This window comes from Pelagibius sp. (genome assembly GCF_028289705.1).
Taxonomy (GTDB): Bacteria; Pseudomonadota; Alphaproteobacteria; order Kiloniellales; family Kiloniellaceae; genus Pelagibius.
On the sequence record NZ_JANQOI010000189.1, the window covers coordinates 36,510 to 51,241 of the forward strand.

At 66.4% G+C, this 14,732-nt stretch carries 13 protein-coding genes; 8 read left to right on the forward strand and 5 right to left on the reverse strand.

Annotation, left to right across the window (positions count from 1 at the left end; all coding sequences use genetic code 11):
- Window positions 1–4: 4 nt before the first annotated feature.
- On the reverse strand, window positions 5–1,888 hold the full coding sequence (locus tag Q0996_RS24845) for an ABC-F family ATP-binding cassette domain-containing protein (protein ID WP_299626702.1): 1,884 nt from the start codon (window positions 1,886–1,888) through the stop codon (window positions 5–7).
- A gap of 258 nt (window positions 1,889–2,146) precedes the next feature.
- On the opposite strand from Q0996_RS24845, the gene ndk reads away from it, so the two are divergent.
- Window positions 2,147–2,569: a nucleoside-diphosphate kinase gene (gene ndk / locus Q0996_RS24850; protein WP_299626705.1), complete on the forward strand. Its 423-nt coding sequence runs from the start codon at window positions 2,147–2,149 to the stop codon at window positions 2,567–2,569.
- 111 nt (window positions 2,570–2,680) lie between these two features.
- On the opposite strand, the gene Q0996_RS24855 is transcribed toward ndk, so the two are convergent.
- The 3 genes from Q0996_RS24855 to purM all read right to left on the reverse strand — a co-directional run bounded on the left by Q0996_RS24855 (window position 2,681) and on the right by purM (window position 4,660).
- Window positions 2,681–2,803, reverse strand: coding sequence for an aa3-type cytochrome c oxidase subunit IV (locus Q0996_RS24855; RefSeq protein ID WP_299626707.1), 123 nt, complete (start codon window positions 2,801–2,803; stop codon window positions 2,681–2,683).
- A gap of 136 nt (window positions 2,804–2,939) precedes the next feature.
- Window positions 2,940–3,587, reverse strand: coding sequence for a phosphoribosylglycinamide formyltransferase (purN, locus tag Q0996_RS24860; RefSeq protein ID WP_299626710.1), 648 nt, complete (start codon window positions 3,585–3,587; stop codon window positions 2,940–2,942).
- Window positions 3,588–3,604: 17 nt separating this feature from the next.
- A complete protein-coding gene (purM, locus tag Q0996_RS24865; RefSeq protein WP_322096804.1) occupies window positions 3,605–4,660 on the reverse strand; it encodes a phosphoribosylformylglycinamidine cyclo-ligase in 1,056 nt (351 codons plus the stop codon).
- 170 nt (window positions 4,661–4,830) lie between these two features.
- On the opposite strand from purM, the gene Q0996_RS24870 reads away from it, so the two are divergent.
- From Q0996_RS24870 to Q0996_RS24900, 7 genes are all read left to right on the forward strand, one after another.
- A complete protein-coding gene (locus Q0996_RS24870) occupies window positions 4,831–5,949 on the forward strand; it encodes a DUF2066 domain-containing protein (protein ID WP_299626713.1) in 1,119 nt (372 codons plus the stop codon).
- The gene (locus tag Q0996_RS24875) at window positions 5,946–7,133 is read left to right on the forward strand and encodes an AI-2E family transporter (protein WP_299626716.1); all 1,188 of its coding nucleotides are present in this window, start codon (window positions 5,946–5,948) and stop codon (window positions 7,131–7,133) included. The genes Q0996_RS24870 and Q0996_RS24875 overlap by 4 nt, the downstream gene beginning before the upstream one ends.
- Entirely contained in the window at window positions 7,130–7,837 is a 708-nt protein-coding gene (locus Q0996_RS24880; protein ID WP_299626719.1) for a DnaA/Hda family protein, read from the forward strand. The genes Q0996_RS24875 and Q0996_RS24880 overlap by 4 nt, the downstream gene beginning before the upstream one ends.
- 12 nt (window positions 7,838–7,849) lie before the next feature.
- Window positions 7,850–8,629: an SDR family oxidoreductase gene (locus tag Q0996_RS24885; RefSeq protein ID WP_299626722.1), complete on the forward strand. Its 780-nt coding sequence runs from the start codon at window positions 7,850–7,852 to the stop codon at window positions 8,627–8,629.
- A 251-nt stretch (window positions 8,630–8,880) separates the two neighbouring features.
- Window positions 8,881–9,612, forward strand: coding sequence for a hypothetical protein (locus Q0996_RS24890; protein ID WP_299626725.1), 732 nt, complete (start codon window positions 8,881–8,883; stop codon window positions 9,610–9,612).
- Between the two features lie 373 nt (window positions 9,613–9,985).
- Entirely contained in the window at window positions 9,986–12,124 is a 2,139-nt protein-coding gene (locus Q0996_RS24895; protein ID WP_299626853.1) for an RNA degradosome polyphosphate kinase, read from the forward strand.
- 7 nt (window positions 12,125–12,131) lie between these two features.
- Window positions 12,132–13,649 (forward strand): Ppx/GppA family phosphatase, encoded by a 1,518-nt coding sequence (locus Q0996_RS24900; protein ID WP_299626728.1) that lies wholly within the window; start codon window positions 12,132–12,134, stop codon window positions 13,647–13,649.
- 58 nt (window positions 13,650–13,707) lie between these two features.
- Here the strand turns inward: Q0996_RS24900 and Q0996_RS24905 are convergent, their stop codons facing one another.
- The gene (locus Q0996_RS24905) at window positions 13,708–14,730 is read right to left on the reverse strand and encodes a M23 family metallopeptidase (protein ID WP_299626731.1); all 1,023 of its coding nucleotides are present in this window, start codon (window positions 14,728–14,730) and stop codon (window positions 13,708–13,710) included.
- Window positions 14,731–14,732: the final 2 nt, after the last annotated feature.

Consider the following 14,732-nt stretch of genomic DNA (forward strand, 5'->3'; position numbering starts at 1 on the left):
CGATCTAAGCTTCCTCGAGGGCTGACTGGAGTTCCAGCCAGCGCTCTTCCGCCGCGGCGAGGCGCTGCTTGACCTGGCCGAAGGCGACTTGCAGTTCCTGCAGAGCGGCGGTCGGCCCGTCGTAGGCCTCCGGGTCGGCCAGCTTGGCTTCCAGCCTGGTCTTTTCGTTTTCCAGGCGCGCAATCTCCGCTTCGGCCCCTTTGCAGGCCTTGCGCAGGTCGGCGACGGCGGCCCTGGCTTCGGCGGCAGCGCGGCGGCGGTCTTTTTTGGAGACCGCCTGGTCGCGTTTTGGCTTTTCGCCCCGCTGGCGCGCGCGTTCCTGCCGACGCTGTTCCATCAGCAGCTTGCGGTAGTCGTCCATGTCGCCGTCGTAGCTGGTCACCGTACCATCGGCGACCAGCCACAGGCGGTCCGCCGTCAGCTCGATGAGGTGCGGGTCGTGGCTCACCAGGATGACCGCGCCCTCGAAGGCGCCGAGTGCCTGGATCAGCGCCTGGCGGGAATCCACGTCCAGGTGGTTGGTCGGCTCGTCGAGGATCAGCACATGGGGGGCGTCGCGGCTCATCAGGGCGAACAGCAGGCGCGCCTTCTCGCCGCCGGAGAGCTTGCCGACCGCCACCTCCGCCCTGTCGACGCCGAAGCCGAAGCGGCCGAGCTGGGCGCGCAGCTTGGTTTCTGTCTCCAGCGGCGATAGGCGCGCCATGTGCTGCAGCGGCGTTGCCTCAAGGTCCAGTTCTTCGGCCTGATCCTGGGCGAAATAGCCGATCTTCAGCTTGCTGGAGCGGGTCATGCGGCCTTGCATGGGCTTCAGCCGGCCGGCGAGGAGCCGGGAGAGGGTCGACTTGCCGTTGCCGTTGGCGCCCAGCAGGGCGATCCGGTCGTCCATGTCCAGGCGCAGGTCGAGGCGCGAGAGCACCGGCTTCTCCGCCTCGTAGCCCACCGCCGCCCCTTCCAGGGTCAGGATCGGCGGTGACAGCCGACCCGGCTCGGGAAAGCCGAAGGTGACGGTGCGCTCTTCCATGACCGAGGCGATCGGCTCCATCCGCGCCAGGGCCTTGAGGCGCGACTGCGCCTGCCGCGCCTTGCTGGCCTTGTAGCGGAAGCGGTCGACGAAGGCCTGGATGTGGCGGCGCTGCGCCTGCTGCTTGGCCTGGAGAGCGGTCTGGTGTTCCAGGTGCTCGCGGCGCAGTCGCTCGAAGCGGTCGTAGTTCCCGCTGTAGGCGGTCAGGCGGCGCTGCTCCAGGTGGATGATCCGGTTAACGGCCCGGTTCAGCAGGTCGCGGTCGTGGGAGACCAGCAGCAGCGTGCCGGGATAGCCCTTCAGGAAGCCCTCCAGCCAAAGCGAGGCTTCCAGGTCGAGGTGATTGGTCGGCTCGTCCAGCAGCAGCAGGTCCGGCGCCGAAAACAGCAGGGCGGCCAGGGCGACCCGCATGCGCCAGCCACCGGAGAATTCGCCGCAGGGCCGCTGCTGGGCGGCCTCGTCGAAGCCCAGGCCGGCGAGGATGCGGGCGGCCCGGGCGGGGGCGCTGTCGGCGCCGATGGTGGCCAGGCGCTCGTGCAGCTCGGCGATCCGGGCCGCATCGCTGGCGACCTCGGCCTCGGCCAGCAGGGCAGTGCGCTCGCGGTCGGCGGCCAGGACGGTATCGATCAGGCTGGTGGGGCCGGAGGGCGCGTCCTGCGCAACCTTGCCGACGCGCAGGTTGCGCGGGATCGAGATGCCGCCCTGGTCGGGATGCAACTCGCCGGAAATGAGCTTCAGCAGCGTGGTCTTGCCGGAGCCGTTGCGGCCGACGAGACCCACCCGTTCGCCCTTGTTGACGGCGACCGTGGCCCCCTCGAACAGCGGGTCGCCCTGGACCCGGTAGGCCAAATCGTTGATGTGCAACATCGCTGCGGTGCCCGGTGACCTTTGCGGCTGGTCCGGCGGGCGGCTCGGCCACGCCGGGGCCGGGTGATAGCACGGGATCGGGCCTGCCGAAAGGCCCGGCCCCTCGTGGATTCACCATGCCGGGAGCGCCCGGTCAGAGCCGTTGCCCCTGGGTGGCAAAGCGTCTATAAGCCCGGCGCGGAGAGGAAGAGACCCGGGCCGCGGCGGCGATCCGGGTGTTTCAAGACGACAGTTTCAATGGAAGGAGGGCCGGGGTCCATGGCCAAAGAACGAACCTTTTCGATCATCAAGCCGGACGCGACCAAGCGCAACATCACCGGCAAGATTGTCGACCGCCTGGAAGAAGCCGGCCTGCGCGTCATCGCCAGCAAGCGCATCCATATGACCCGCGAGCAGGCCGAGGGCTTCTATGCCGTTCACCGCGAGCGCCCCTTCTTCAACGATCTCTGCAGCTTCATGACCTCCGGGCCGGTGGTGGTCCAGGTCCTGGAGGGCGAAGATGCCATCGCCAAGAACCGCGAGGTGATGGGTGCCACCAATCCCGCCGATGCGGCCCCCGGGACCATCCGCGCCGATTTTGCCGAGTCCATCGAGGCCAACTCGGTACACGGCTCCGACGGGCCGGACACGGCGGTTCAGGAGATCAAGTTCTTCTTCACCGATCAGGAACTGGTGGGCTGACCACTGTCTGGACCGCCGGAAGGCAGCAGACAGCAAAAAAAAGGGGCCGGTCCTTGAGGACCGGCCCCTTTCGCATGGGCGCTGGCGTGAGCCAGGCGAAAGCTGCGATGCCTAGAGCAGAAAGATCGCCATGCCGAGAAGCACCAGGACCACGAAGGCCGTGGACCAGGTGACGAGGCGCACGAAGCCCTTCCAGTTCGATTGGTGCTCGCGGAGCATTTGGTCGTCGGACATGGAATAACCCTGTTCTCGGTTGTTCGGTTCCGGGTCTGTTTTGCGGTGCCGAGTGGCCCGGGAATCCTCGGCTTGTTTGCCGCTATGGTTCTAGCCCGAGACCTATTGTGGGGGCAAGTCTTGCGGACCGGGGGGCTCAGGCCCCGGGGTCGGGGTTGAACAGCGCCGGACCGTCAGCCCCGCCTGCCTCGACAACGGCGCGACCCCCGGCCAGCCGGACGCGGCTTTCGGCCAGCAGGCGCAGGCAGTGGGGATAGAGGCGGTGTTCGGCCTGCAGCACCCGGGCCGCAAGCCGGTCCGGATCGTCGTCGGCGAACACCGGGACGGCCGCCTGGCCGATGATCGCACCCTCGTCCACGCCTTCGCTGACAAAGTGGACGCTGCAGCCATGCAGCTTGACCCCTGCCGCCAGGGCGCGGGCGTGGGTGTCCAGGCCGGGGAAGAGCGGCAGGAGCGAGGGATGGATGTTGACGATCCGGCCCTGCCAACGGCGCACGAAGCCCGCGGAGAGCACGCGCATGAAGCCGGCCAGGCAGATCAGCTCGACGGCTGCCGCCTCCAGGGCCGCCGTCAGCGCCGCTTCGAAGGCGGCGCGATCGGCGTAGGCCTTGTGATCAATCGTCTGGTGCGGGACGCTAAAGGTGGCGGCGTGGTCGAGGCCGCCGGCGCCGGGTCGGTTGGCAATGACCGTGACGATCTCAGCGGGAAAGGCCGGCTCGGCCGCCGCTTCCAGCAGGGACCGCAGGTTGCTGCCACGCCCCGAGATCAGCACCGCGACCCGCATCGTTCAGTTCCGGGACCTCACGACGGCCATGACAGATCCAGGCCCTCGACGCTGACAGGCGCCTGCGCCCCCTGCACCGGCTCGATCCGGCCGATCTCGAAGACCGCCTCGCCGGTGTCCCGCAGCGCCTGGATGACGGGATCGTGGCGCCCGGGGTCGACCACGAGGACCATGCCGATGCCGCAGTTGAAGGTCCTGGCCATTTCCTCGGGGGCGATCCCCGCGGCATGGGAGAGCCAGCGGAACACCGGCGGGACCGGCCAACTGCCCCCGGACAGCCGGACGCCGAGGCCCGGGGGGATAACGCGGGGCAGGTTCTCCGTGAACCCGCCGCCGGTGATGTGGGCGAGGGCCTTGACGCCGCCCGAGGCCAGGGCCCGCAGGCAGGGTGCAACGTAGATCCGGGTCGGAACCAGCAGGGCCTCCCCCAGGCTCTGGTCCGGGGCGAAGGGCGCAGGCTGCCCATAGGCGAGGCCCAGGGATTCGACCACCCGCCGCACCAGCGAGAAGCCGTTGGAATGCAGCCCTGAAGAGGCCAGCCCCAGGACAAGATCGCCGGCCGCCACCTCGGCGCCGGTGAGCACGGCGTCCCGCTCGACGGCCCCGACGGCGAAGCCGGCCAGATCGTAGTCGCCTTCGGCATAGAGGCCCGGCATCTCCGCGGTTTCGCCCCCGATCAGGGCGCAGCCGGCCTGACGGCAGCCCTCGGCGATCCCGGCCACGATGGCCCGGCCGGCCTCGACCTCCAGGCGGCCCGTCGCGTAGTAGTCGAGGAAGAACAGGGGCTCGGCGCCCTGGACCACCAGATCGTTCACGCACATGGCCACCAGGTCGATTCCCACGGTGTCGTGCCGGCCGGCGGCGATGGCGACCTTGAGCTTGGTGCCCACGCCGTCGTTGGCGGCCACCAGCAGGGGGTCCTCGAAGCCGGCGGCCTTGAGATCGAAAAGGCCGCCGAAGCCGCCCAGGCCGGCATCGGCCCCCCGCCGGGCCGTGGAGCGGGCCAGGGGCTTGATCGCCTCCACCAGCGCGTTGCCGGCATCGATATCGACGCCGGCGTCCTTGTAGCTCAGCGTGTTGTGGTGGGGGTCCCGGCTTGTTATGGCTTCCTCCCAGCACTTGGAGTATTTAGGTGGAGAGCAAAGAAGGCCCGCTTTGTGGGGCGAAGATAGAGAATCCGGGACGGTTTGCAATGCGGTTTCGCCGGGGATTCGGCGCCGTTTTCACGGCTGGGATGCTGGGCTTGCTGGGCGGCGTTTGGTTGCTGGCCGGCAACGCACCGGCCCACGCGCAGAGCGACATCTTTACGGTTCGGGCGGTGCCGGTCGACGAAACCGCGGAGACCGCGGCGGCGGCCCGTCAGGCGGCCATCTCCGCCGGCCAACAACTGGCGTTCGACCGCCTGCTGGCCCGGCTCGTCCCCCTCGACCAGATTGCCCAGGTGCCTGTGCTGGGGCCGGGGCTCCTGGAGTTCTATGTGCTCGACTTCTCAGTGGCGAACGAGCGGACATCGCCGGTGCGCTACCTCGCGGATATGACCTTCCGCTTCAACGCGGGGGAGGTGCGCACCCTGCTGCGCAACAGCGGCGTGGGGTTTGCTGAAACCCGTAGCAAGCCGCTCCTGGTGCTCCCTGTCTTCACCGGGGAGGGGGATGTGCCGCGGCTTTGGCTGGACCCCAATCCCTGGCGAGTTGCCTGGTCGCAGCGTCTCGCGGACGACGGGCTGGTGCCACTGCAGGTCCCGCTTGGCGATCTGCGCGATGTGGCCTCGATCGATGCCTCCCGCGCTCAGGCCGGCGACTTCGCAGGCCTCTCGGCAATCGGCGAGGCCTATGGCGCAGGGGAAGTCCTGGTCAGCGAGGCGAGCCTCAGCGGCGATACGCTTGCCGGCAGCGCCCGTCTGGCCATCGTCAGCAACCGCTACGAGATGGGGCAGCTTCGCACGACGCAGCGCGACGAAGTGGTGCAGGCGGTTGAGGAGGCTGAAGCCGATTTCTTCGCCCGCGCCGCCCAGTCGGTCGACTCGTCGATCCAGGAAGCCTGGAAGCAGCAGAACTTGCTGCAGTTCAGCAACCAGCGCTCCATCGCCGTCTTCGTTCCCCTCGGCGGGCTATCGGACTGGATCGAGGTGCGCCGGCGCATCGACGGGGTTGCCTCGATCCAGGCCATCGGCGTCACCAGCCTGTCGCGCCGGGTGGCGGAGATGGAGATCACCTTCGTGGGCGATGAGCAACGGCTGACGCGGGCTCTGGCGCAGCGGGATCTCTTTCTGTCCCTGCGCGAGGACAGCAATTGGGAGCTGACGCTTGCCGGCAGGGGGCCTGCCGTTCCCACGGACCGGCCGGCACCGCCGCTGCAATGAGCGAAGCCCGCGACGAGACCGGCCAGGGCGAATCGCCCGCCGTGGCGGCAGACCGAACGGAGCCGCTGCCGGCAAACAGCGGGCCGATCGCGCGCAGTTTTCGCTTCTGGCTGATCCTGCTGGTGGTCGTCCTGCTGCTGACCTATCTGCTGCGCAGCGTTCTGCTGCCCTTCGTCGCCGGCATGGCAGTGGCCTATTTGCTGGACCCAGTCTGCGACCGCCTCGAGCGGTGGAAGCTGTCGCGCACCTGGGCGACCACCATCGTCACGGTGCTCTTCGTCCTGATCTGCGTGATGATCCTGGTGATCCTGGTGCCGGCGGTGGTCGGCCAGATCACCGCGCTGATCGAGCGGGCACCGGCCTATCTGGGCGCGATCCAGCGCGAGATCGGCGAGGCGATTGCGATGCTGCAGGACCGCCTGGAACCCGAGACCCTCAAGCGCCTGCAGGAGGCGCTGCGGGGTTCGGCCGACAAGATGATTGCCTGGGCCACCAGTCTCTTGGCCGGTGTCATCTCCGGCGGCGTGGCCTTCTTCAACTTCCTGGCTCTCTTGGTGATCACGCCTGTCGTGGCGTTCTACCTGCTGAGGGACTGGGACCGCATCGTCCACCAGGTCGACGATGCCCTGCCGCGCAAGCACCTGCAGACCATCCGGGTCCTGGGCCGGGAAGTGGATGACACCCTGGCCGGTTTCCTGCGGGGACAGGGCATGGTCTGCTTCATCCTTGCGGGTTTCTATGCCATCGGGCTCACTGTCGCGGGGCTCGATTTCGGATTGATCGTCGGGCTGATTGCCGGCTTCCTGTCCTTCATTCCCTATGTCGGATCGCTGGTCGGGCTGTTCCTCTCCGTGGGCCTGGCATTGGCCCAGTTCGACAGCTTTGTCGACGTCGCCATTGTCGCCGCGGTGTTCTTCGTCGGACAGGCCGTCGAAGGGAACTTCCTGACCCCCAAGCTGGTCGGCGAGAAGGTCGGCCTGCACCCCGTCTGGGTCATGTTCGCTCTGTTGGCCGGCGGCGCGCTGTTCGGTTTTGTCGGCGTCCTTCTGGCAGTCCCGGTGGCGGCGATCGTGGGTGTGGGCGTGCGCTTTGCCATCGCCCAGTACCGCGTCAGTTCCTACTACACTGGCCTTCCCGACAGTCCGTCCGATCCAAGAGGGGCGGGCACGGACGACACGGCGTGACAGCCTCCCAGCAGTTGACCCTTGATCTGGGCCATCGGCCGGCCCTGGAGCGCGAGGACTTCCTGGTTGCGCCAAGCAACGAGGTGGCCGTGGCCTGGATCGACCGCTGGCCCGATTGGCCGTCGCAGGCCCTGGCCATCTTCGGGCCCGCGGGCTGCGGGAAGACGCATCTCTGTCAGGTCTGGCGGCGTGCCTCCGAGGCTGTCGAGATCGACGCTGCGGGCCTGCGACAGAGCGAGCCACCGGCTCTGCTCGGCGAGCGGCAGGTCTGCGTCGTTGAGGACGTGGCTGATGCGCTGGAGCATGAGCCGCAGGTGGCGGAGCGGCTGCTGCATCTCTACAATATGATTCACGAACGCGGGGGCTTTCTGCTGCTTTCCGACCGCAAACCTCCGGCACGCTGGGCCTGTCCGCTGGCCGACCTGCGCTCCCGGCTCTCTGGCATGCAGGCTGTTGCCTTGAGCGAACCTGACGAACTGTTGGTGCAGGCGGTCCTGGTGAAGCTGTTCGCCGACCGCCAGCTCTCGCTCACGCCGGAGGTGGTCCGCTTTCTGATGCCCAGGATCGAGCGCTCCTTCGATACGGTGCGGCAGATCGTGGCGGCCATCGATGCGCGCGCCCTGGAGGCGAAGCGGGAAATCACGGTGCCTCTGGTTCGGCTGGTGCTGTCGGATCAGGGCGCCGAAGAAACGGTCAACGATTAGAGGGGAAGTCTGATGGATCTGGGGATCAGGGGGCGGAAGGCCCTGGTTTGTGCTGCCAGCAAGGGCCTTGGACGGGCCTGTGCCATGTCCTTGGCGCGTGAGGGCGTCGATATCACCATCATCGCAAGGACCGCCGGACCGCTGGAGGCGACCGCCGAAGAAATCCGCAAAGCAAGCGGTGTCACCGTGACCGCGGTCGCGACCGACATTACGACACCGGAAGGACGGGCTCTCGCCCTGGAAGCCTGTCCCTCGCCGGACATCCTGGTGAACAACGCCGGCGGGCCGCCGCCGGGAGACTTCCGCGACTGGGATCGGGACGACTGGGTGCGTGCGCTGGATGCCAACATGCTGACCCCCATCGAGCTGATCAAGGCGACGGTCGACCCGATGATGGAGCGGGGCTTCGGGCGGATCGTCAACATCACCTCCGCCGCGGTCAAGGCCCCCATCGACATCCTCGGGCTCTCCAATGGTGCCCGCGCCGGCCTGACCGGCTTTGTCGCCGGCCTGGCGCGCAAAACGGTGCGGCACAATGTGACTATCAACGGGCTGTTGCCGGGCCCCTTCGACACCGATCGCCTGCACGCTACCCTGAAGGCGGTGGCGGACAAGGCCGGGCAGCCTGCGGAAGAAGTCGCCCGCGAACGCGCCGAGGGCAACCCGGCGGGACGTTTCGGCAGGCCGGAGGAGTTCGGAGAAGCCTGTGCGTTCCTTTGCGGGGTCCATGCCGGCTTTATCACCGGCCAGAACATCCTGCTGGACGGCGGCGCCTTCCCTGGGACTCTCTAGGCGCTTTCCTATTTTGGCGGAACCGGCCCGCTCCTCCACCCGGCCACCCACTAGGATAATCACATTGGGTGGCCGGGTGGGGGTGCGGGCCGGCACCGATTCGACGTAAGTCGAAGATGCCAAAGGCGCCAACCGTCGCGGCGGTTGATCAAGTTTCTGTGACATTTGTGGAAAGGGGAGGGATAGCTCGGCCTCGGCGCCCGTAGCACCGATCACACCATGGCTTGGAGGCAGCTCTGGAAGGATCGGATATGTTCAAGCAGATTGTTCTGGCCGCATGTGCGGCCCTGGTATTCACCGCAAGTCCCGCCCTGGCGGATGACGATGATGACGACCGCCGGGGTGACCGCTGGCATCGCCATGCGCACCACGATCATGGCTGGCATCACAGCCACGGCTGGTATGAGGAGAGACGGCACCACAGGAGGGCCCGGCCGCACTCCCACTACGAACATCGCAAGCACAAGCATCGCAAACACAAGAAGAAGGTGGTGAAGCACGTCTACCATCATGGCCACGAGCACCACGGTCATGGGCACCACGGCCACAAGAAGCACAGGAAAGCGAAAAAGAAGGTCTACGTCGAAAAGCACGTCTATCACCACTACCCGAAGCGGCACGGCCACGCTGGGTATGGCCACCACGGCCACCACGGCAAGCACGCCCATGGGCGCCGCCATGACGACAGGGACTGGGCCATCTTTGCGATCCTGGCCCTGCAGATCGTCGATGTCCTGAACGAGAGCCAGCGGCACAGTTATGCGCTCGCCCAGCGGCGGGCGACGGTCGCCCCGCTGGGCGAGTCGATCCGCTGGAACGACGGCTCGGCCCGCGGCCAGGTGATCGCCGTCCGTGACGGGCAGGACAGCGGCGGACGCTATTGCCGGGAGTTCCAACAGGAGGTGGTGATCGGCAACCAGCGCCAGGCGGGCTATGGGATTGCGTGCCGCCAGCCGGACGGTGCCTGGGAGATCGTTTCCTAGCACCTCTGCGAGGCCCCTGGCGCTGAGCCCTAATGGGGACCTTCCCGCGGTCCGAAGACCCATGCGGGAAGGTCCCCTGGCTCATGGGGCTGGGTAGGGATCACCCATTCGCCGAGGACCGAATATCCAAATTCCGGCACGGTAACATTGATCTCTGTCAATACCTTAGGCATGGAGGCCTAATAGCCTGCGATATTCCAGGCTGCCGGCCCTTGCCCTTGCGGTGGGCGTCGCCGATCTGTCATCAATTGGCGACATCCGGCGTGCTATAGCGGCCGGAAATGGCGTATCATGCCCTGAGGATCTGGAGTAGCGCGTGGAAGACGGCAACGCTGTAACCTTGGACGTCGAGCCGCTGGAGCACGAGTCGGACCTGCCGGAAGGCTCGAAGCTGGCGGCCATCGACCTTGCCTCGCCGGAGCGTCTGATCAACCGCGAGATCTCCTGGCTTGCGTTCAACGAGCGCGTCCTCGAAGAAGCCTACAACGCCAATCATCCGCTTTTCGAACGGCTGCGGTTTCTCTCGATCTCCGCCAGCAATCTGGACGAGTTCTTCATGGTGCGCGTCGCCGGGCTGCTCGGGCAGATTCGTGCCGGCGTCAAGGCGCGCACGCCCGAAGGCCTGACCCCGGGCCAACAGCTCACGGCAATCAACGAGCGGGTTGCCAAGCTGTTGCGCTGGCAGCAGGAAAAGTGGCACGACCTGATCGGCGAGCTTAAGGCGGAAGGGGTAGCCGTCGTCGGCGCCCGCGAACTGAAGCAGTCCGAGCGCCGCTGGCTGGACGACTATTTCACCGAACAGCTCTATCCGGTGCTGACGCCAATCGCCATCGACCCGGCGCATCCCTTTCCCTTCATCCCGAACTACGGTCTCTGCCTGGTGGTGGAACTGCAGGGCGATGAGGACAACAACCAGATCAACGGCCTGATACCGCTGCCGGCGAAGATCGATCGCTTCATCAAGCTTCCCGGCGACGCGGCGCGCTTCATTCGTCTGGAGGAACTTCTAAAGCTCTACTTCGACGAACTCTTCCCGGGGTTCAAGGTCAACTCCGCAGGGTGCTTTCGCGTGCTGCGGGACAGTGACCTGGAAGTCGAGGAAGAGGCCGAAGACCTGGTGCGGGTTTTCGAAAGCGCCCTGAAGCGCCGGCGCCGCGGCTCGGTGATTCGTCTGACCGTAGATGCCGACATGCCGACGGCTCTGCTCGACTTTGTCATCCGCGAACTGCAGGTGGACAACGAAAACGTCTTCCCGCTGGACGGCATGCTGGGACTGGCGGACACCAAGGAGATCATCAACGACGAGCGCCAGGACCTTCTCTTTCCCGCCTACAATCCGCGGTTCCCGGAGCGCATCCGCGACTTCGGCGGCGACTGCTTCGCGGCCATCCGCGCAAAGGACTTCGTCGTTCATCACCCCTACGAGAGCTTCGACGTCGTCGTGCAGTTCGTACGCCAGGCGGCCAACGATCCGGCCGTCGTGGCGATCAAGCAGACGCTCTACCGCACCTCGGAAGATTCGCCCATCGTCAAGGCGCTGACCGAGGCGGCGGAGGCCGGCAAGTCGGTGACCGCGCTGGTGGAGCTGAAAGCACGCTTCGACGAAGAACGCAACATTCGCTGGGCCCGCAATCTCGAGCGCGCCGGCGTGCAGGTCATCTACGGCTTCATCGAATTGAAGACCCACGCCAAGATCTCCCTGGTGGCGCGCCGGGAGGGCGAGTCGCTGCGGACCTATGTGCATTACGGGACCGGCAACTATCACCCGATCACCGCGCGGATCTACACCGACATCTCATTCTTTTCCTGTGATCCCCTGCTGGCGCGCGATGCCACCCGCCTGTTCAACTACATGACGGGCTACGCCAAGCCCAAGGCCATGGACAAGATCGCCTTCGCGCCGCTGACCCTGCGCTCGACCCTGCTGAAGCACATCGAAGCGGAGATCGCCCATGCAAAGGCGGGGCGGCCGGCGGCGATCTGGGTCAAGCTGAACTCCCTGGTCGATGCCGAGATCATCGATGCGCTCTACAAGGCCTCCCAGGCGGGTGTCTCCATCGACCTGATCCTGCGCGGCATCTGTTGCCTGCGGCCGGGTGTGCCGGGTCTGTCGGAGAACATCCGGGTCAAGTCCATCGTCGGGCGGTTCCTGGAGCACAGCCGGATCGTCTGCTTTGGCGCCGGCCGGCCGCTGCCGTCGCCGCAGGCCAAGGTCTTCATCTCTTCGGCCGATTGGATGCCGCGCAACCTGGACCGGCGTATCGAGACCCTGGTCCCCATCGAGAACGCGACGGTCCACCAACAGATGCTCGACCAGATCATGATCGCGAACCTGAACGACGAGGCGCACTCCTGGATCCTGGAACCGGAGGGCACCTATCGGCGGATCCGCTCCACCGCCAAGTCGTTCAGCGCGCATACCTATTTCATGACCAATCCCAGCCTCTCCGGGCGCGGCTCCGCCTTGAAGAAGTCGAAGAAGGCGCCGCGGCTGGTGCTCAGGAAAACATGACGACCTAATGGACGCAGCATCGCGGGCGGGGGTCTCGACGCTTCCAAGATCAGCCAGGAAGGATGGCCGCCTGGCGGTCATCGACATCGGGTCGAATTCGATTCGCCTCGTCGTCTTCGACGGTTTGAAGCGTGCGCCAGCCACCGTGTTCAATGAGAAGGTCCTCTGCGGCCTGGGACGGGGGCTGGAGCGCAGTGGCCACCTCAATCCCGAGGGTGTTGCCCTCGCCATTCCGAACCTCGTGCGCTTCACCGCGCTGGCAAAGGCCATGGGTATCGAACGGGTCGACCTGATCGCCACGGCGGCCGTCCGCGATGCCGAGGACGGCCTCGATTTCGTCGAGGCGGTCCAGCAGGAAACCGGCCATACCATTCGCGTCTTGAGCGGTGCCGAGGAGGCGCAGCTCTCGGCGCTCGGTGTGATCGCCGGCAACCCCGACGCCGACGGCATCATGGGCGACCTGGGCGGTGGCAGCCTGGAACTGGTCGAGGTGAACAACGGCCAGATCGGCCACGCGACGACGCTGGCGCTGGGGCCCCTGCGGCTGATGGAAAGCTGTGGAGACGACCGTCAGACGGCGCGGGCGCTGATCGACCAGACGCTGGGGAAGGTGGATTGGCTGGCCGCCGGCGCCGGCCGCGCCTTCTATCCGGTCGGCGGTGCCTGGCGGAACCTGGCGCGCCTGCACATCGAACAGAAGCGCCACCCACTGCGCGCCATCCACGGCCATACCATTCTCAGCGACGAAGCCATCAAGCTGACGCGGCTGGTCAGCCGGCAGGGCAAGAGTTCGCTTTCCGGGATCGAGTTCATCTCCAGGCGGCGGCGCGAGACGCTCCCGCTCGGCGCGCTTGTACTTTCACGCTTGTTGAAGGTCACAAATTCGGCTGCGATTACCTTTTCCACTTACGGCCTGCGCGAAGGCTATCTCTTCAACCAGCTTTCCAAGCGCCTTCAGGGTGAGGATCCTCTGATCTCGGCGGCGGCAGAGATCGCCAAGCGCGAGGGACGCTTCGGCGGGCTGGGAAGCAGTCTGATGACTTGGTGTGCGCCGCTGTTTCCCCAGGAAACCAAGGAAGAGGCTCGCCTTCGCCTGGCGGCCTCGCATCTCTCCGACCTCGGCTGGCGTGAGCACCCGGACTTCCGCGCCATTCAGGCGCTGCGGCGTATCCTGCATTTTCCGCTTGTGGGTATCGACCATCCCGGACGCAGCTTTCTGGCCTATACGGCGTTCCTGCGCTATGGCGGGGTGGTCGACGCGCCGGAAGCGGCGGTAGCCACGGCACTGCTGACGGAGGATTGGCGTGAGCGCGCCCGGCTACTAGGCTCGGCGCTGAGACTGGCCTTTCGGGTGTCCGGCGCGACACGCGGTGTGTTGGACCGAAGCCACTTGAACGTGGACGGCAGTGCCTTGGAACTGATCCTTCCCGACGACGGCTCGGTTCCCGACGGCGAGGCCGTCCAGCGGCGCCTACGCACCCTGGCCCTGGTCGGCGGCTTCGAAGAGGCCCGCATCGTCGTTTGAGGGTTGGTGCTGGGTGCCCGGAAAGGGGCAGGCCGGTTCCGTCAAAACATGTCACGCCCTAGCGTACGACGATGGTCTTGCGCACCGAGAGTACCGTCTTCGGCCAATCGCCATTCAGTCTGCGTACCCGGTAGAGACCGACATATTCACCGGGCACCAAGTCGGCCCCCTTGCGCCGAATTCCGAAATGCGTGGTCCATATAGCCTTGTTCCCTTCCAGTTCCCGCTCGTTTCTGAAGAACGTGCTGCCGTCTGGAGCAAGGATCATCATGCTTTGCCTGTCTCCCGCCAACAGCCCCCAACTCGCGGCCCAGAACACCAGAATCCGCTCCTCTGCGGAGACCTGGGCGAGGGGCCGAATGCCCGCGAGCATCTGCCGCTTGCTCGGCGGTGCTGCGGCGAAACCGGCCGAGAGCAAGCCGCCGGCCTGGTAGTCGAGCTGGGCGGCCGCCTCGGCCGACCAGAGGCTGGTGCCCGCGGCACCGCAGTCCGCCGAAGGCTCCAATCCCGTGAAGGGGTCGAGCAGCCGCGTGCCATGGGCCACCGCAAAGTGGAGATGGGGAAAGTCGCTGTTGCCCGAGAGTCCGATCAGCCCGAGCGTGTCGCCACGCTTGACCCTGTCTCCTTTCTTGACCGCGATCGAGCCTTTCAGCATATGGGCGTAGGTGGTGATCCAGTCGTCCCCGTGGTCGATGGCGACCCAGTTGCCATTGCGCTCCTCCCGGGTCTTGCCGGGTCCGCTGTCTTGCATCAGGACATCCGGCTGGCCGTCGAAGGCAAAGATCACCTGTCCATCGGCGGCGGCGACGACGTCGACACCGGCGCGCATCTCGATCTCCGTGGGAACCCGGAAGTCAATTCCGCGGTGGCCGTCGTAGCTCAGCGACCCGCAGGTATGGTCCTTCCAACCCTTGCCGGGGTCGTAGTCGACGTAGTTCTGGATGGTGCAAAGGCTGCCCATGGCACAGTCGACGGGCAGGTCGAATCCGCCGCCGGGCGGCGAAGCCTCCTCCGCCCCGGCGTTCGGGGCGAGGACCAGCAGAACTGAGGCTAGAAGAGCTCCGAGGCGCGTTCGCGCCATTT